We start from the raw sequence: 17,858 nt of genomic DNA, 5'->3' as shown, positions 1-17,858 counted from the left end.
TGCATAAAACCACACCGTTCTTTGGTTGTTATTGGTGTCACAAAACACGATAATATTGGGATCGGATTTTAAGAACGTAATAACTATGACCGAATATATTTTGTTGTTGGTCGGCACTGTGCTGGTGAACAACTTTGTACTGGTGAAGTTTTTGGGCTTGTGTCCTTTTATGGGCGTGTCTAAAAAACTGGAAACAGCAATTGGCATGGGCTTAGCTACAACTTTTGTACTAACGCTCGCGTCTGTGTGTGCATACTTGGTGGAAAGCTATGTTTTACGTCCACTGGGTATCGAATATCTACGAACCATGAGCTTTATTTTGGTGATCGCTGTTGTTGTACAGTTCACCGAAATGGTCGTGCACAAAACCAGCCCGACGCTTTATCGTCTGTTGGGTATCTTCCTACCATTGATTACAACCAACTGTGCTGTTTTGGGTGTTGCCCTGCTTAACATCAATGAAAACCACAACTTCATTGAATCGATCATTTACGGTTTTGGTGCGGCAGTTGGCTTCTCTTTGGTATTGATCCTATTTGCGTCAATGCGTGAACGTATTGCTGCAGCTGACGTACCTGTACCGTTTAAAGGTGCTTCGATTGCAATGATCACCGCAGGTCTTATGTCTCTTGCCTTCATGGGCTTTACTGGTTTGGTGAAGTAGACAATGAGTACTATTTTAATTGCGATCATTGCCCTTGCAGCGCTTGCCGCTGTATTTGGGGCCATACTCGGTTTTGCGTCGATTCGCTTCAAAGTAGAAGCCGACCCGATCGTCGATCAAATCGATTCTATTCTTCCTCAAACTCAGTGTGGTCAGTGTGGCTACCCAGGTTGTCGTCCGTACGCAGAAGCGATTGCTAACGGCGATCAAATCTACAAGTGTCCCCCAGGTGGTCAAGCGACCATTGAAAAACTGGCGGATTTGATGGGCGTCGAAGCGGAAGAGTCGGCACACGATCTCGACAACAAAGTCAAAACGGTTGCCTTCATCCATGAAGACATGTGTATCGGTTGTACAAAGTGCATTCAAGCGTGTCCTGTGGATGCGATTGTCGGTGGTACCAAAGCGCTTCATACCGTGATCAAAGACGAGTGTACGGGTTGTGACTTGTGCGTTGCTCCTTGTCCAACCGACTGTATTGAAATGATTCCTGTGGAAACCACCACAGAGAGCTGGAAGTGGAAACTTAACGCCATTCCAGTGGTTAACATTACGGATGCTGCCAGTGCAGCGAACGTGACTGATTCAATTAAATAAGGTTTCGTATGTTGTCTTTGATTGAACAAATTCGTACTGGTTCGCTATGGGATTTCCCAGGTGGCGTGCATCCGGCAGAAAACAAAAAGCAATCCAACAAAACTGAATTGGTTCATGCAGCCATTCCGTCGGAAATCGTCCTACCTCTAAAACAACACATCGGTAAAGCAGGTAATCTATTAATTGCTGTTGGCGACAAGGTGTTGAAAGGTCAGCAACTAACGGCGTCAGACAGTGGCTTTACCGTTCCGGTTCATGCACCAACTTCCGGTCAAGTGAAGGCTATTGAGCCACGAACCGTTGCTCACCCATCGGGTTTGAGCGAACTGTGCGCAGTGATTACACCTGATGGTAACGATGCTTGGTGTGAGAAAACGCCCGTTGCCGATTACACTCAAGAATCCGCTGATGCGTTAATCGATGTGATTCGCCTTGCTGGTATCTCTGGCATGGGTGGCGCAGGCTTCCCTACTGCTAAGAAGATCCAATCGGGTATCGCACGTACCGAAATTCTTATTGTCAACGCAGCCGAATGTGAGCCTTACATCACCGCCGATGACAAACTCATGCAAGAACATGCTGACGAATTGATCCAAGGGATCGAGATCGTCGAGCATATCCTTAAGCCAAAACTGACCATCATCGGTATTGAAGATAACAAGCCAGCAGCAATCAAAGCACTGGAACAAGCGGCGATGAACAAAGACATCGTGATCCGCGTTATCCCAACCAAATACCCTTCTGGTGGTGAGAAGCAGCTCATCAAGATTTTGACCAATAAAGAAGTTCCTAGCGGCGCTATCCCTGCCGATATTGGCATCCTGGTTCAAAACGTTGGTTCTCTATACTCAATTAAACGTGCAGTGATCGATGGCGAACCTATGGTCAATCGCATCGTGACGCTTACAGGTAAAACCTTCAAACAACCACGTAACGTTTGGACACTTCTTGGTACGCCAGTACAAGCGCTTTTAGATGAGTTTGGCTATAAAGCAGATAAAAAGCTGCAGCGTCTGATCATGGGTGGTCCAATGATGGGCTTTACCCTACCTCACGCTCAGGTTCCTATCACTAAAACGGCAAACTGTATTCTGGCACCGAAACGTCGTGAGATCGCCTCTGACCAACACGAAATGGAATGCATTCGTTGTAGCCAATGTGCTGAGGCATGCCCTGCCTCACTACTGCCACAGCAGCTCCAGTGGTATGCGAAAAGCCAAGAATACGACAAGCTGGAAGAGCTGAACTTAAAAGACTGTATTGAATGTGGTGCGTGTGCATTTGTGTGTCCAAGTGAGATTCCACTGGTTCAATATTATCGTCAAGCGAAAGCTGAAATCCGTACTCGCGCTCAAGAAGCGGCAGCCGCTGAACGAGCTAAACTGCGCTTTGAAGAGAAAAAAGCGCGTATGGAACGCGAAAAAGCAGAACGTGAGAATCGCTTCAAGAAAGCCGCGGATGATCGTCGTAAAGACATGAAAGCATCTGGTGGTGACGATGCGATTGCAGCAGCGATCGCTCGTGTGAAAGCGCAAAAAGAGAACGCTGAAGCGAAAGCCGAGCCAGCAGTGAAACCAGCGGTTGCTGCCGCGATTGCCAAAGCAAAAGCAAAACAAGCTGCAGCAGCTCAATCTGGCGCAGCAGAACCTGATAACTCAGAAATGGCGAAGCTACGCGAAGAGCGCAAACGTATTGCTCGTGAGCGTAAAGCACAAAAAGAGCAAGGTGACACATCTGAGGATAATGCTGACGATAAGAAGTCTGCAGTTGCAGCCGCTATTGCCCGTGCAAAAGCCAAGAAAGCTCAGCAAGAAGACACATCAACACCTGCTGAAGCTGGTGACAAGAAAGCAGCCGTCGCGGCAGCTATCGCCAGAGCTAAAGCGAAAAAAGCACAACAAGAGGATTCAACCGAACCTGTAGAATCAGAAACGTCTGAACAGCAAGGCGGTGATCCTAAGAAAGCTGCTGTAGCTGCTGCCATTGCTCGTGCAAAAGCGCGCAAAGCTCAGCAAGAAGAATCAACTGAATCTGTAGAAACGGAAGCACCTGCTGAACAAGCTGAAGATCCGAAAAAAGCCGCTGTTGCCGCAGCCATTGCTCGCGCTAAAGCACGCAAAGCTCAGCAAGAAGCACAAACAGAATCTGTTGAAGCGGAAGCGCCTGCAGAGCAAGTTGAAGATCCAAAGAAAGCCGCAGTTGCTGCTGCCATTGCTCGTGCAAAAGTGCGCAAAGCTCAGCAAGAAGAATCAACTGAATCTGTAGAAACGGAAGCACCTGCAGAACAAGCGGAAGATCCGAAGAAAGCCGCAGTTGCTGCAGCGATTGCTCGTGCAAAAGCGCGCAAAGCTAAGCAAGAAAACTCTACAGAACCTGTAGAAACTGAAGCTCCTGCTGAACAAGCTGAAGATCCGAAAAAAGCCGCTGTTGCCGCAGCCATTGCTCGTGCGAAAGCACGCAAGGCTCAGCAAGAGTCACAAGCTGAATCCGTTGAAGAAGCGCCTTCTGCAGTGCCAGAAGTGGATCCGAAGAAAGCTGCAGTTGCCGCTGCCATTGCCCGCGCTAAAGCACGTAAGGCTCAGCAAGAGTCACAAGCTGAATCCGTTGAAGAAGCGCCTTCTGTAGAGCCAGAAGTGGATCCGAAGAAAGCTGCAGTTGCCGCTGCCATTGCCCGCGCTAAAGCGCGTAAGGCTCAGCAAGAAGCGAATAAGAACAATACTGAGGAGAACGAGTAATGTCGTTTTTTATTGCCAGTTCACCACACGCTCACAGCCGTCGTAGTACGCCTGATTTGATGAAATGGGTAGCGCTGTGTGCAATTCCTGGCTTAGTGGCTCAAACCTACTTCTTTGGTTGGGGCACCATCATTCAACTTGTGTTCGCTATTGCGGTCGCGGTGTCGCTAGAAGCGCTAGTCATGCTTGTGCGTAAGCGTTCACCAATGCGTGCACTTCGTGATAACAGTGCCATCGTGACAGCATGGTTATTAGCCGTTGCTATCCCACCATGGTCTCCGTGGTGGATCATGGTCATCGGCTTGATTTTTGCCATCGTGATCGCGAAGCACCTATACGGCGGTATTGGTCAAAACCTATTTAACCCAGCGATGGTCGCCTACGTGGTGCTACTTATCTCCTTCCCTGTCCAGATGACAAGTTGGAGCGCACCTGTTTCATTGATGTCTGAGCACGTTAGTTTTGCAGACGCGTTATCTCTGATCTTCACTGGTTATGATTTTGATGGCTTGTCACTACAACAAGTTCGCGCTGGAGTGGATGGCGTGACAATGGCAACCCCATTAGACGCATTTAAAACCGGTATCCACACTGGTGCGACACCAAGTGAAGTGCTATCACAACCTATGTTTGGTGGTCTTGCTGGTATCGGTTGGCAATGGGTAAACCTTGCTTACTTAGTCGGTGGACTGGTTATGATCAAAAAGCGCATCATCCAATGGTACATTCCTGTTGGCTTCCTAGGCAGTTTGGCGCTGTTTAGCACAGTATTTAGCTTAATCACACCAGGAGAAACTGCTTCACCAATCTTCCACCTACTTTCGGGTGCTACGATGTTGGGCGCATTCTTTATCGCAACTGATCCTGTATCAGCATCCACTACCGTGAAAGGTCGTTTGATTTTTGGTGCGCTTATTGGTGCATTGGTATTTATTATTCGTAGTTGGGGCGGTTTCCCAGATGGCGTTGCCTTTGCCGTTCTGCTTGCCAATATGTGTGTACCGTTGATCGACTACTACACCAAACCAAGAACTTACGGTCACTGAGGTAAACATGTTAACCGCTATTAGAAAAAATGGTCTGACACTTGCGATCTTCGCTTGTGCTACAACCGGTCTTGTGGCACTGACTCAGTACCTAACAAAAGATCAAATTAAACTTCAGGAACAAAAGCAATTGCTGTCGGTTCTTAACCAAGTGATTCCGGAAGAAATGCATGACAACAATCTTGTTACAGCGTGTACGATGGTGTCAGCGCCCGATCTAGGTACGGTTCGAGCGATGCCAACTTACATCGCAACTAAAGATGGTCAACCAACGGCAATGGCGATTGAATCCATCGCTCCAGATGGCTACAACGGTGAAATCAAAATCATCACTGGCATCGATAACCAAGGCAAGATCCTTGGTACTCGTATCCTAAGCCATCAAGAAACACCGGGGTTGGGCGATAAAATCGATTTACGTGTTACCGACTGGATTTTGAGTTTCACGGGTAAACAAGTGACAGAAAGTAACTGGAATTCTTGGCGCGTTCGTAAAGATGGTGGCGATTTCGATCAGTTCACTGGTGCTACGATTACCCCTCGCGCGGTAGTGAAAGCGGTAAGAAACACGGTAAACTATGTTAATAAATCTCGTGATGAGATTCTGAACCAGCCCCTAGACTGCGCAGGAGGCAACCATGAGTGAAAATAAACTGCTAATGAAAAACGGCATGTGGAGTAATAACCCAGCCCTAGTGCAACTTCTGGGTTTGTGTCCTCTACTTGCGGTTTCTTCCACCATTACCAACGCGCTTGGTTTGGGTATTGCGACTTTGTTGGTGCTTGTCGGTTCGAACGTGACGGTTTCACTGATTCGTAACTACGTACCAAAAGAAATCCGTATTCCCGTTTTCGTTATGATCATTGCTTCTTTGGTAACTTGCGTTCAACTGCTCATGAATGCTTATGCCTACGGCTTGTATCTATCTCTTGGTATTTTCATTCCTCTGATCGTAACCAACTGTATTATCATTGGTCGTGCGGAAGCTTACGCATCTAAAAATGATCCACTGCCAGCAGCACTAGATGGTTTTTGGATGGGCCTGGGAATGACAACTGTACTGGTTGTGCTTGGCGCAATGCGTGAACTTATCGGTAATGGCACCCTGTTTGATGGTGCAGACCTACTCCTTGGCGATTGGGCTGCAGCACTGCGCATTCAAGTATTCCACTTCGATAGCAGCTTCCTACTTGCATTATTACCACCAGGCGCTTTCATCGGGGTAGGACTTTTGATAGCGTTGAAAAATGTTATCGATAGCTCAATTCAGGCACGTCAGCCAAAAGAAGAAAAACCAGCCATTGAGCGTGCTCGCGTAACTAACGCATAATGTAAAAATTCTAAAATCAAGGCTCTACCACTCGTAGGGCCTTTTTCATAAACCGCAAAGACGGGTTTGGAAATCAGCAATGAACAAAGTCAAAAGAATTGAAATTCTCGAACGATTAAGAGAAAACAATCCTAATCCTCAAACGGAGCTCAATTGGAGCACTCCGTTTGAACTCCTTATCGCCGTACTGCTTTCTGCGCAAGCGACAGACGTAAGTGTGAACAAAGCAACAGATAAGCTCTACCCAGTTGCCAACACACCACAGGGCATTCTTGATTTGGGCGTTGATGGTTTAAAGGAATACATCAAAACCATCGGTCTGTTTAACTCAAAAGCCGAAAACACCATTAAGACTTGTAAGATCCTGCTCGAAAAACACAACGGTGAAGTGCCAGAAGATCGCGCAGCGCTTGAAGCGTTACCCGGTGTGGGTCGTAAAACAGCTAATGTTGTACTGAACACCGCATTCGGTTGGCCAACAATTGCGGTAGATACGCATATCTATCGTGTTTCGAACCGTACAAAGTTTGCGATGGGCAAAACTGTCGACGATGTGGAAGAAAAACTTCTTAAAGTGGTGCCAAAAGAGTTTAAGCTTGATGTACACCATTGGCTGATCCTTCATGGTCGCTACACCTGTGTTGCACGAAAGCCGCGTTGTGGTAGTTGTATCATCGAAGACCTGTGTGAATTCAAAGATAAAGTGTATCCAGACGAATAATCCTGTCTGAAACAATCGCTAGGAGCAAAAAATGTCAAACGGTCGAATTCTTCACACCATGCTGCGCGTGGGTGACTTAGACAAATCTATCAAGTTCTACACTGAAGTAATGGGCATGCAATTGCTTCGTACCAATGAAAATAAAGAGTACGAATACACCCTTGCATTTCTTGGCTACGGAGATGAGTCTCAAGGTGCTGTCATTGAACTAACGTACAACTGGGGCACAACTGAGTATGATCTAGGCTCTGCATTTGGTCACATTGCGATCGGTGTAGACGATATTTACTCAACGTGTGACGCGATCAAAGCGGCAGGTGGGAACGTAACTCGTGAGCCGGGTCCAGTTAAAGGCGGTACAACCCACATCGCTTTTGTCAAAGACCCCGATGGTTACATGCTAGAACTGATTCAAAATAAACAAGCTTCGGCAGGTTTAGAAGGTTAATCCCTTTCTCTATTGAAACATGTCATGTTGTTGCAGGCAGGTCTGAGACCTGCCTGTTGTTTATAAACAAATCGCTTTACTTGATAATGGTTATCGTTTAGATTTGTCAGCAACATCGATATGTGGGATAACGATAATGATCAGTGAATGGGAAAAACACACACTTCTAGCCGATACAGCACTTCAACTAGATGACCCTGTTCGCAGCATTCTTCATTACCAGCAAGCCCTTAGCCTGAGTGAAGATATTAGCGAATGCGTGGAAATAGAAGCCGATGAGAGACTATTGATTTCGGTGATTTCATGCCACAACCTAGCTCAGTTTTGGCGTTGGGCAGGTGATACAGAGTACGAGCTCAAATACCTTCAGTTAGCGTCTGAAAAAGTACTGACACTGATCCCTCAGTGTCCAAACAAAGATTGCGCAAGCTTTATTGATTCAATTGGATGCTGTACAAAAGCCTTGATTGACTTTATGAAACGCCATCCAAATCCAACGATTGCCAAACAAGTTGAGAAGATTGATACCGCGACGAATTGTGAGATTATCGCCAAGTTCCGACTCAACTAATTTTCGGCAATAAGCCAATACGATTAACAATAGTATTCAAACAACGTCAAATAGCGACAAAAACGCCAGAGTTTGTTCTCTGGCGTTTTTTATTGTGTCAAATGTCAGATTAAACCTGAGTTCGCCCAAGTGAAATCACTACACGACGGTTTTTATCTTTGCCAATTGGTGAGCCATTGTCTGCGATCGGGCGACGCTTACCATAACCTTGGACCTGAATCCGATCACCAGATAAACCAAGAGACTCAAAGTAAGTACGCAGCGATTCAGCACGTCGCTCCGATAAGCTTTGACTTGCGCTCTTACCGTCAGTTGAATCGGTGTAAGTCGCCACCAGCACCAAATCGATATCTTGATTGTGACGCACATAATCTGCGATTTGCGATAAGCGTTTCTTCGATGCTTTGGTGAGCTGATCCCCTTGGCGTTCATAATGAAGGATCGTAAACGCAATATCCTCGAAGCTGTACTTCAACAAGTTAGAAATACAGTCACTAAACGCGTTGTATTTGTTCTGAAATAGTACCGATGACAACGCCACTTCAATACGCTGATCCCGACTCTGCCAATCTTGGTAGCTAAACGTTGGGTAACGTCCCTTTTCTAACTCAGAAAGAATGCCCCAAGCGGTTTGCCCACCAACATAACCATCAAACTGTTTGAAGAACTTGAGGTTAGTAATGCGATCAGCATGCTCGCCGGGACGCCATGGAGGAGGCATAGAAATCAAACTGACATTACGTGTTTCACCCATAGGTCGACGCATCTTCAGCTCAAAATCCAAGTTTATCTTTTTACTCGCACGAGACGAAAATACCGCATCACCAAACCCAGGGATAGGATGCACAAGCTGGCACTCCAATGGCGTATTTATCACCATCTCCCACTGTGATTGTTGCGGTGTGGCGACATAACGCTTGCCCATCGACGCAAAACTGTTTGCGCTAAGCAAAGACATCACGATACCACTGGTTACTAGCCATTTATTCATCTAGGTACATCTCTCAAACGGCAGTCTATTGCCGCTTACTTGAATCAATTGAAAACATGCAGAACAATGCAAAAATCCCGCCAACATGGAATTTACAAGTGGTTATAAGGAGTTAACGCTCACTTTGGCAAGTGCATATACCCAAGTAACATCGAGATGCTTGCTTCAGCGAGAATGACTTGGGTATAAAATGGTAAATAACATCACGAGAATAACAGGTGACCAGCTCCCTTGTTTTTGGTTATAACCCTCACTGGTTAATGGGGAATAGAATTCTACATTTCTCCCAAATTGCGGTTTTTCTCATCGGTAGAATCTGCAATAATGCAGCCTTCGTCACACAAATATAAGCCAACATGACAATAGAAAATGAAGCTCTAACCCTGAAAAAGCGTTTTCGTGGTTATTTTCCAGTGGTAGTAGACGTTGAGACCGCAGGTTTCAATGCTCAAACTGATGCACTTTTAGAAATCTGCGCCGTCACCCTAAGTATGGATGAAAATGGCGATCTGCATCCTGCCTCAACCATTCATTTTCATATCGAACCTTTCGAAGGCGCGAACTTAGAAAAAGAAGCGCTGGAGTTTAATGGCATTCGTGACCCATTCAGCCCTCTTCGCGGTGCAGTTTCCGAACAAGAAGCACTTAAAGAAATCTACAAACTGATTCGCAAAGAACAAAAAGCAGCAGACTGTTCGCGTGCCATCATGGTTGCACACAACGCCGCTTTCGACTTAGGTTTTGTTAATGCAGCGAATGAACGCTGTAAACTTAAAAGAGTCCCTTTCCATCCATTTGCCACTTTTGATACCGCAACATTAAGTGGGCTTGCTTATGGTCAAACTGTTCTCGCTAAAGCATGTAAAGCAGCAGGGATGGAATTCGACAATCGTGAGGCACACTCAGCCCTCTACGATACACAACAAACTGCAGAGTTATTCTGTGGCATCGTCAACAAATGGAAGGCCCTAGGCGGTTGGCCGCTTGTAGGCGAAGAATAATAAGTAAACACAACATATTAGGAAAAGTATGAATCCTGTCGTTATATCTGTGTGCGTCATGCTCGTGTTAGCATTGATGCGCGTAAACGTGGTGGTTGCCCTCACGTTTAGTGCCATCGTTGGTGGCCTTGTTGCAGGCATGAGCCTTGGGGATACCGTTGCTGCATTTGAAAGTGGTCTGGGTGGCGGTGCGACTATCGCGCTAAGCTACGCAATGCTAGGCACTTTCGCTGTTGCGATTTCTCGCTCTGGCATCACTGACCTTCTGGCAAAAAGCGTAATTAAGCGCCTAAATGGTAAAGAGAGCTCTGCGTCGACTACGGGTCTAAAATACGCAGTATTGGTTGCTCTTGTACTTGTTACCATGTCATCTCAAAACGTGATTCCGGTACATATCGCCTTCATTCCAATTTTGATTCCACCTCTTTTGGGCGTATTCGCTAAGCTGAAGCTGGACCGTCGTTTGGTTGCTTGTGTGCTTACCTTTGGTTTGATCACGCCATACATGGTTCTACCAATAGGTTTTGGTGGCATCTTCCTAAACAACATCCTATTGAAGAACTTACATGACAATGGTCTAACAGATGTCGTGGCAAGCCAAGTTCCAACGGCAATGCTGTTGCCGGGCGCGGGTATGTTGTTTGGTCTTCTAACTGCAATCTTCTTTAGCTACCGTAAGCCTCGTGAATACAAAGAAACTGAACTGACCGTTGTTCAAGAATCTGAAGAGAAGCTAAACAAAAAACATATTGTGGTTGCAGGCTTAGGTATTCTTGCTGCGCTAAGCGTACAGCTATACACGGGCTCAATGATCATCGGTGCACTAGCTGGCTTCATGGTGTTCACTTTCGGTGGTGTTATCGCATGGAAAGAGACGCACGACGTGTTCACTAAAGGTGTACACATGATGGCAATGATTGGCTTCATCATGATTGCGGCGGCAGGTTTCGCTGCAGTAATGAAGCAAACCGGCGGCGTTGAGACGCTTGTACAATCGCTATCAACCAGCATCGGTGACAACAAGCCTCTTGCAGCACTATTAATGCTGATCGTTGGTCTGCTGGTAACAATGGGCATCGGCTCATCGTTTTCTACAATTCCAATCCTTGCAACTATCTATGTGCCGCTTTCACTAGCATTTGGTTTCTCACCGATGGCGACAATCGCACTAGTAGGTACAGCAGCAGCACTAGGTGATGCAGGCTCTCCGGCTTCTGATTCAACGTTAGGTCCAACATCGGGTCTAAACGCAGATGGTCAGCACGAGCACATCTGGGAAACCGTAGTGCCGACATTTATCCACTACAACATCCCTTTGATCATCTTCGGTTGGATTGCTGCAATGGTGCTGTAGTCGCATCATTTAAATGGATACAATTCGTTACGAAAAAGCCGCTCATTGAGCGGCTTTTTGTTATTTGGGCTTTGAAAACCAGTTTCAGTTTACTGCGCTGGCATGTTGTCGATGATGCGCTCACGGATAAGCTTTAACGTATTTTCTGTCGACAAATAGTCCACTTCAATCGGGAAGTAAGCGTCGTTAATTTGCAGTACTAAACTCGGGTAAGAACTAACACCCAAGCTCTTTGCAAGACTGAGTTGGTCTTGGAAAACACCTTCCAGCAAAGTGCCATCCATATCATTCTTAAACTGTTGAACGTTTAAGCCAATCTCTCTTGCGAGTTGCAGATGGGTTGCTTCTTCATGAGGAGGCATCGCACGTAAATAGTAAGCGTGCTGAATCGCTTCCAGCATTTGCTCATAAGAGTCTTGGAAACCTGCAGCGATAACTGCACGGCAAGATTGGTAAGTACTACGTACTGGTGTACACAACGTCCAGAAATCATAGTTAAACTTGGTACCAAGCTGACTTTCGATTTGCTTCCAAATCTGTTCAATCTTTTGCTGCATTTCCGGAGGCATCGGCAGATTAGTATCTGGCGCAAGCCCACCCATAACATACTCAAACTGAATCACACCTGGCAGTTGCTGCTTCAATTTTTCGATGGTTGGTTTGTAGCCCCAACACCAGCTGCACATTGGATCATGTACGTAGTAAAGCTTCAAGTTCATTCCACTAACCTAAAAAAGAAAAAGGAGCCAATGCGGCTCCTTTGTATTCTATCGCCAAATGTGAGTATTTACGAATTACTCAGCGTCACCTTCAACGCGTGCCGCAGCTTCTTTGATAAGAGGCTGAAGTTCACCTTTTTGGAACATTTCCAAAATGATGTCACAACCACCGATCAGCTCACCTTCAACCCACAGTTGTGGGAATGTAGGCCATTGAGCGTATTTTGGTAGCTCAGCGCGGATATCTGGGTTTTGTAGAATGTCTACGTAAGCGAACTTCTCACCACATGCCATTAGAGCTTGTGCTGCTTGAGAAGAGAAACCACAGCTAGGTAGTTTCGGTGATCCTTTCATGTACAGCAGGATTGCGTTTTCAGAGATCTGCTGTTTGATTTTATCGATAGTTTCCATCGCTTCCTCATTCATGGACGTGAACTTTAATTATTGCCACATTCTACTCAATAAACACAGAATAAAAACCATATAATTAGTAAGTCTTTACCCCTTTCCTCTTAAAATATTTTCATATCGGGGTTTTAATAAAGTAAAAACTTGCTAAAATACTTTTCAAGTCAGTCGTAACGACTACATATAAATAAAAACACTGGAAGCAATCGAAAGGTAACCCTTTCATATCTATGGAGAATCGAGCAATGGCATTTGAACTACCAGCTCTTCCTTACGCGAAAGACGCACTAGAACCACACATCTCTGCAGAGACTCTAGATTTCCACCACGGTAAGCACCACAACACTTACGTTGTCAAGCTAAACGGTCTTATCCCTGGTACTGAGTTCGAAGGCAAAACACTAGAAGAGATCATCAAGACTTCTACTGGTGGCGTATTTAACAACGCAGCACAGATCTGGAACCACACGTTCTACTGGCACTGCCTAGCGCCAAACGCGGGCGGCGAGCCAACTGGTGCAGTTGCTGATGCAATCAACGCTGCATTCGGTTCTTTCGAAGAATTCAAAGCGAAGTTCACTGACGCAGCAATCAACAACTTTGGTTCTTCATGGACTTGGTTAGTTAAGAAAGCTGACGGTTCTCTAGAAATCGTTAACACTTCTAACGCTGCTACACCTCTAACAGAAGAAGGTACGACTCCACTTCTAACTGTTGACCTGTGGGAACACGCGTACTACATCGATTACCGCAACGTACGTCCTGATTACATGAACGGCTTCTGGGCGCTTGTAAACTGGGATTTCGTAGCTGAGAACCTAGCGAAGTAATTAACTTCCCCCTAAGTTCAATTTAGTCATATTCAAAAAGCTCGCATTGTTGCGGGCTTTTTTATTACATCTCCAACCGATTTCTTCAATTAATCCCCTCTTTTTCCTAAAGTTCTTCTCTCCGTTGCCGCTAAAAGTGCATCAAGCGAGGAACATCATGCAAATCCATACTTTAGACAAAGCAGCAATCATCAACGAACTTCAGTTCGGTAATGGTATTAACCATGCCGTACACGAAGGTCGTCGCGCTGATTTCTCGTTGATTCTGTCTATGTTTTCTAACGATGTCCGCGATGTGGTTCCGGTTGAAGAAGTCCAAGAAGTGATCACCAGTGATGACATTCTTCGTCAACAATTCGGTTTATCTCAACCTCAGTCTCTACGTTCTGATAGCAGTAGCTATGAACTCGCAGCAGAACAAGCGAAACAGTTTCATGATGCTGGCTTGCCTTCGGCAAAACTGAGCCACTACCTAAAGCCTGATGCACTCACTTACCTTCCTGAAGACACATTTAATCTACCAGAAGAGGTTTATCACAACCTTTCAGGTCACGAGCGCCGCAGCTTAGGTGAGCGCAACAAAACCCTTATTCCCGATGCAGGTTTGTACAATCAACTAGTGACGGCTCAACGTCATTACCAAATCCAAACTCAAGCATAACGTTTCACTTTTCCGCCAAGCGCTTACATTCCAAGCACGTCAGAAATGTGACGCCTTACAAATTCCTAAACAATAATTGTCGCGCAAAAGCGTTAGTTTGAGCCTTTTCACACTGAGCTCAAATAAATTCATCCATGCTGATAGCACAAACCACTGATGTATTGTTTAACACAAGAAATTACAGTGAAGGTGCTATGGATATTAAAGACTCAATCATTCTCGTCACATCTGCAGGCTCTGTATTGGGCAGAACTTGCTCCAACCACTTTGCCCATCTTGGGGCAACGTTGGTACTTTGTGATCAGAACCCTAGTGCCTTGAAGGCAAGCTACGAGCAAATCAGTGCGTTTTCCGACAGGGTATATGCGATGAATGTGTGCAATGACAACACGACATCCATCAACTTATTGTTCGACCAAATAGAGTCGCAATTAGGTGCGACTCCCGATGTAATCGTAAACTGCTGGACTAGCTCACCAATGCCAAGCTTAATGGCTCCAGAGCCAATGAGTACCTACATTGACCACCTTTCTTCTGCGGCTCGCTTTCTCTATACCTATGGGCAAGTCAGTGCTGAACGATTTCGTTCGAGAGAGAAGAAAGGCGTGATCGTTAACGTTATCTCACATGACAACCATGAAGATCTCACTGGAGTAGAGAGCATGGCAGCACTGGTGTCTGGCTTTACTCACAGCTGGGCAAAAGAGCTGACCCCTTTCAATATTCGTGTGGGTGGCGTCATCCCATCCGTAAACCATACCAGCGAAGATCTAGACGAGCGACATTGGGCTCAGATCCAAGATGAGTTGGTAAGAAATACCGCCTACATTGTCGCAAATGAGTACTTTAGCGGACGCGTCGTCACGACCGAAGTCTAAGTAAACCTTCCTACCTAAATCCGCCACCTAACAGAGCCGTTGGTAATGTAAAGAACAAAAAAAAGCCCCAGTCTTTCGACTGGGGCTTTGAGTTTTCCCGATTGTAAGTTTCGTGCTAGCGAAAACCTACTTCATAACTAACGTCGTACTTATGCGTTAGCTTTTTCTTTCTTAGCTTTTGGTGCTGCTTCTTTCGCTACTTGGTCTGCTTTCTTCTTGATAACAGTTGTACCTTCGAAAGTTTCGCCTTCAACGAATGCTTTACCGTAGTAAGAAGCCATTAGAACTTCTTTTAGCTCAGTGATTAGAGGGTAACGAGGGTTAGCACCTGTACACTGGTCATCGAACGCTTCAACAGCTAGTTCGTCTAGTTTCGCTACGAAGTCAGCTTCAGAAACACCTGCAGCTTGGATAGACATTGGGATGTCTAGGTCGCCTTTCAGCTCGTCCAACCATGCTAGTAGACGTTCAATCTTCTGAGCAGTACGGTCACCTTCTTGGCTTAGGCCTAGGTGGTCAGCAACCTCAGCGTAACGACGACGTGCTTGTGGACGGTCGTATTGAGAGAACGCAGTTTGTTTAGTTGGGTTGTCGTTCGCGTTGTAACGTACAACGTTCGAGATTAGTAGTGCGTTCGCTAGACCGTGAGGTAGGTGGAACTCAGCACCAATCTTGTGCGCCATTGAGTGACAAACACCTAGGAATGCGTTAGCAAACGCGATACCAGCGATCGTTGCCGCGTTGTGTACTTTCTCACGAGCGATTGGGTCGTTTGCACCGTTCGCGTAGCTTGAAGGTAGGTACTCTTTAAGCATCTTAAGCGCTTGTAGAGCTTGACCATCTGAGTACTCGTTCGCAAGAACAGATACGTAAGCTTCTAGAGCGTGAGTTACTGCATCGTAACCACCGAATGCTGTTAGAGACTTAGGCATGTTCATTACTAGGTTAGCATCAACGATAGCCATGTTTGGCGTGATTTCGTAGTCAGCTAGTGGGTACTTAGCACCAGTCTTGTCGTCTGTAACAACAGCGAATGGAGTAACTTCTGAACCAGTACCTGAAGTTGTAGTGATACATACAAGCTCAGCTTTCTTACCCATTTTAGGGAACTTGTAGATACGTTTACGGATGTCCATAAAGCGCATTGCTAGTTCAGCGAAGTGAGTTTCTGGGTGCTCGTACATTACCCACATGATCTTCGCAGCATCCATTGGTGAACCACCACCTAGAGCTAGGATTACGTCAGGTTGGAAGCTCTTCATTGCTTCTGCACCTTTCTCAACAACAGATAGTGTTGGATCCGCTTCTACGTCGAAGAATGTTTGAACTTCGATGCCTTGCTCTTTAAGCAGTTTAACTACTTCATCAGCGTAACCGTTGTTGAATAGGAAACGGTCAGTTACTAGGAATGCGCGTTTCTTACCTTCTAGGTCGCTCATTGCGATTGGAAGGCTACCACGACGGAAGTAGATAGACTTAGGTAGTTTGTGCCACAACATGTTTTCAGCTCGCTTAGCTACAGTTTTCTTGTTGATAAGGTGCTTAGGACCTACGTTCTCAGAGATAGAGTTACCACCCCAAGAACCACAACCTAGAGTTAGAGAAGGTGCTACGTTGAAGTTGTAAAGGTCACCGATACCACCGTGAGTAGTCGGGATGTTTACAAGGATACGTGCAGTCTTCATCTTGTCACCGAAGTAACGGATGCGGTCTGCGTTTACGTCTTGGTTAGTGTAAAGACCAGATGTGTGACCGATACCACCGATTTCAACCATTGTTACCGCTTGAGCAACTGCATCTTCGAAGTTGTCAGCACGGAATAGACCTAGAGTTGGAGATAGTTTCTCGTGAGCGAACTCATCATCGTAAGAAACTTTACCTAGACCTTCACCTACAAGAACTTTTGTGTCAGCAGGAACTTTAACGCCAGCCATTTCAGCGATTGCTGGAGCAGGTTGACCTACGATTTTCGCGTTTAGTGCGCCGTCGATAAGAAGTACTTTACGTACTTTATCAGCGTCGGCTTTAGATAGAACGTGAGCTTTATGAGAAGCGAAACGCTCTTTCACTTCGTCGTAAACTTCGCTAACTACGATTGCAGCTTGCTCAGAAGCACATACTACGCCGTTATCGAAAGTTTTAGACATTAGGATAGAAGCAACAGCACGTTTGATGTCAGCTGTTTCATCGATAACTACAGGAACGTTACCTGCACCTACACCGATAGCTGGCTTACCAGAAGAGTAAGCTGCTTTAACCATGCCTGGACCACCAGTTGCAAGGATAAGAGCGATACCGTCGTGCTTCATAAGAGCGTTAGAAAGCTCTACAGATGGTTGGTCGATCCAACCGATGATGTCTTTTGGTGCACCAGCTGCTACTGCTGCATCTAGAACTAGTTTCGCCGCATCGTTAGTTGAGTTCTTCGCACGTGGGTGTGGCGAGAAGATGATGCCGTTACGAGTTTTTAGAGAGATTAGAGATTTGAAGATAGCAGTAGAAGTCGGGTTAGTCGTTGGAACGATACCACAGATGATACCTACAGGCTCAGCGATAGTCATTGTGCCTAGGTTGTCATCTTCTTCTAAGATGCCACATGTTTTTTCGTCTTTGTATTTGTTGTAGATAAATTCTGAAGCGAAGTGGTTTTTGATTACCTTATCTTCAACAATACCCATTCCAGATTCAGCAACTGCTTGTTGTGCTAGTGGGATACGAGCATGGTTAGCTGCAAGAGAAGCTGCGCGGAAGATTGCATCTACTTTCTCTTGAGAAAATGTTGCGAACTCTTCTTGTGCTGCTTTAACGCGTGCTACTAGAGCATCTAGTTCAGCTAAGTTAGTTACAGGCATGGTGGATCTCCTAAAATAATAAATATTAAAAACTTTTTAGTAAGGTTATTG

18 protein-coding genes are annotated in these 17,858 nt (G+C 45.8%); 14 read left to right on the top strand and 4 right to left on the bottom strand.

Translation table 11 applies throughout. The features are described from left to right. The first annotated feature begins 85 nt into the window (after positions 1–85). The 9 genes from rsxA (at position 86) to NL647_RS19395 (ending at position 8,113) form a co-directional block, all read left to right on the top strand. Complete coding sequence (gene rsxA, locus NL647_RS19435) at positions 86–664, top strand: electron transport complex subunit RsxA (RefSeq protein WP_005425202.1); 579 nt, start codon at positions 86–88, stop codon at positions 662–664. Positions 665–667: 3 nt separating this feature from the next. Further along, on the top strand, positions 668–1,261 hold the full coding sequence (gene rsxB, locus NL647_RS19430) for an electron transport complex subunit RsxB (protein WP_253650574.1): 594 nt from the start codon (positions 668–670) through the stop codon (positions 1,259–1,261). Between the two features lie 8 nt (positions 1,262–1,269). Then, on the top strand, positions 1,270–3,996 hold the full coding sequence (gene rsxC, locus NL647_RS19425) for an electron transport complex subunit RsxC (RefSeq protein ID WP_253650573.1): 2,727 nt from the start codon (positions 1,270–1,272) through the stop codon (positions 3,994–3,996). Then, entirely contained in the window at positions 3,996–5,042 is a 1,047-nt protein-coding gene (gene rsxD, locus NL647_RS19420; RefSeq protein ID WP_009702728.1) for an electron transport complex subunit RsxD, read from the top strand. The genes rsxC and rsxD overlap by 1 nt, the downstream gene beginning before the upstream one ends. 7 nt (positions 5,043–5,049) lie before the next feature. Further along, positions 5,050–5,688 carry an electron transport complex subunit RsxG gene (gene rsxG, locus NL647_RS19415; protein WP_005444679.1) on the top strand — a complete coding sequence of 213 codons (639 nt, stop codon included), beginning with the start codon at positions 5,050–5,052 and terminating at the stop codon, positions 5,686–5,688. Next, positions 5,681–6,373: an electron transport complex subunit E gene (locus NL647_RS19410; RefSeq protein ID WP_009698515.1), complete on the top strand. Its 693-nt coding sequence runs from the start codon at positions 5,681–5,683 to the stop codon at positions 6,371–6,373. Before rsxG ends, NL647_RS19410 begins: the two co-directional genes overlap by 8 nt. Positions 6,374–6,452: 79 nt before the next feature. After that, positions 6,453–7,094: an endonuclease III gene (nth, locus tag NL647_RS19405; RefSeq protein ID WP_005444675.1), complete on the top strand. Its 642-nt coding sequence runs from the start codon at positions 6,453–6,455 to the stop codon at positions 7,092–7,094. 31 nt (positions 7,095–7,125) lie between these two features. After that, positions 7,126–7,542: a lactoylglutathione lyase gene (gene gloA / locus NL647_RS19400; RefSeq protein WP_253650572.1), complete on the top strand. Its 417-nt coding sequence runs from the start codon at positions 7,126–7,128 to the stop codon at positions 7,540–7,542. Between the two features lie 136 nt (positions 7,543–7,678). After that, positions 7,679–8,113, top strand: coding sequence for a DUF2753 domain-containing protein (locus NL647_RS19395; protein ID WP_005444671.1), 435 nt, complete (start codon positions 7,679–7,681; stop codon positions 8,111–8,113). A gap of 109 nt (positions 8,114–8,222) precedes the next feature. Here NL647_RS19395 and NL647_RS19390 read toward each other — a convergent pair whose 3' ends face one another. Beyond that, positions 8,223–9,104, bottom strand: a complete 882-nt coding sequence (locus NL647_RS19390) for an OmpA family protein (protein ID WP_005444670.1) — start codon at positions 9,102–9,104, stop codon at positions 8,223–8,225. Positions 9,105–9,460: 356 nt separating this feature from the next. Here NL647_RS19390 and rnt point away from each other — a divergent pair, with 356 nt between their 5' ends. Both rnt and NL647_RS19380 read left to right on the top strand, forming a co-directional pair. Continuing rightward, positions 9,461–10,105, top strand: a complete 645-nt coding sequence (gene rnt, locus NL647_RS19385; RefSeq protein ID WP_154203487.1) for a ribonuclease T — start codon at positions 9,461–9,463, stop codon at positions 10,103–10,105. A 28-nt stretch (positions 10,106–10,133) separates the two neighbouring features. Continuing rightward, positions 10,134–11,459 (top strand): Na+/H+ antiporter family protein, encoded by a 1,326-nt coding sequence (locus NL647_RS19380; RefSeq protein WP_005444668.1) that lies wholly within the window; start codon positions 10,134–10,136, stop codon positions 11,457–11,459. An 89-nt stretch (positions 11,460–11,548) separates the two neighbouring features. Here NL647_RS19380 and NL647_RS19375 read toward each other — a convergent pair whose 3' ends face one another. Both NL647_RS19375 and NL647_RS19370 read right to left on the bottom strand, forming a co-directional pair. Further along, on the bottom strand, positions 11,549–12,178 hold the full coding sequence (locus tag NL647_RS19375; protein WP_005444667.1) for a DsbA family protein: 630 nt from the start codon (positions 12,176–12,178) through the stop codon (positions 11,549–11,551). A 75-nt stretch (positions 12,179–12,253) separates the two neighbouring features. Next, entirely contained in the window at positions 12,254–12,589 is a 336-nt protein-coding gene (locus tag NL647_RS19370; RefSeq protein WP_005444666.1) for a Grx4 family monothiol glutaredoxin, read from the bottom strand. A 242-nt stretch (positions 12,590–12,831) separates the two neighbouring features. On the opposite strand from NL647_RS19370, the gene sodB reads away from it, so the two are divergent. The 3 genes from sodB (at position 12,832) to NL647_RS19355 (ending at position 14,955) form a co-directional block, all read left to right on the top strand. Next, positions 12,832–13,416: a superoxide dismutase [Fe] gene (sodB, locus tag NL647_RS19365; protein ID WP_005444665.1), complete on the top strand. Its 585-nt coding sequence runs from the start codon at positions 12,832–12,834 to the stop codon at positions 13,414–13,416. A gap of 157 nt (positions 13,417–13,573) precedes the next feature. Further along, positions 13,574–14,077, top strand: coding sequence for a VC2046/SO_2500 family protein (locus tag NL647_RS19360; RefSeq protein WP_009698520.1), 504 nt, complete (start codon positions 13,574–13,576; stop codon positions 14,075–14,077). 134 nt (positions 14,078–14,211) lie between these two features. After that, the gene (locus tag NL647_RS19355; protein ID WP_017189356.1) at positions 14,212–14,955 is read left to right on the top strand and encodes an SDR family oxidoreductase; all 744 of its coding nucleotides are present in this window, start codon (positions 14,212–14,214) and stop codon (positions 14,953–14,955) included. A gap of 149 nt (positions 14,956–15,104) precedes the next feature. Here the strand turns inward: NL647_RS19355 and adhE are convergent, their stop codons facing one another. After that, complete coding sequence (gene adhE / locus NL647_RS19350) at positions 15,105–17,807, bottom strand: bifunctional acetaldehyde-CoA/alcohol dehydrogenase (protein ID WP_005444662.1); 2,703 nt, start codon at positions 17,805–17,807, stop codon at positions 15,105–15,107. Between the last annotated feature and the right edge of the window lie 51 nt (positions 17,808–17,858).

The organism is Vibrio sp. Y29_XK_CS5 (assembly GCF_024181835.1).
GTDB lineage: Bacteria > Pseudomonadota > Gammaproteobacteria > Enterobacterales > Vibrionaceae > Vibrio > Vibrio harveyi.
Note: the sequence above shows the minus strand (reverse complement) of the source record. Positions and strands in the feature narration are given on the sequence as shown.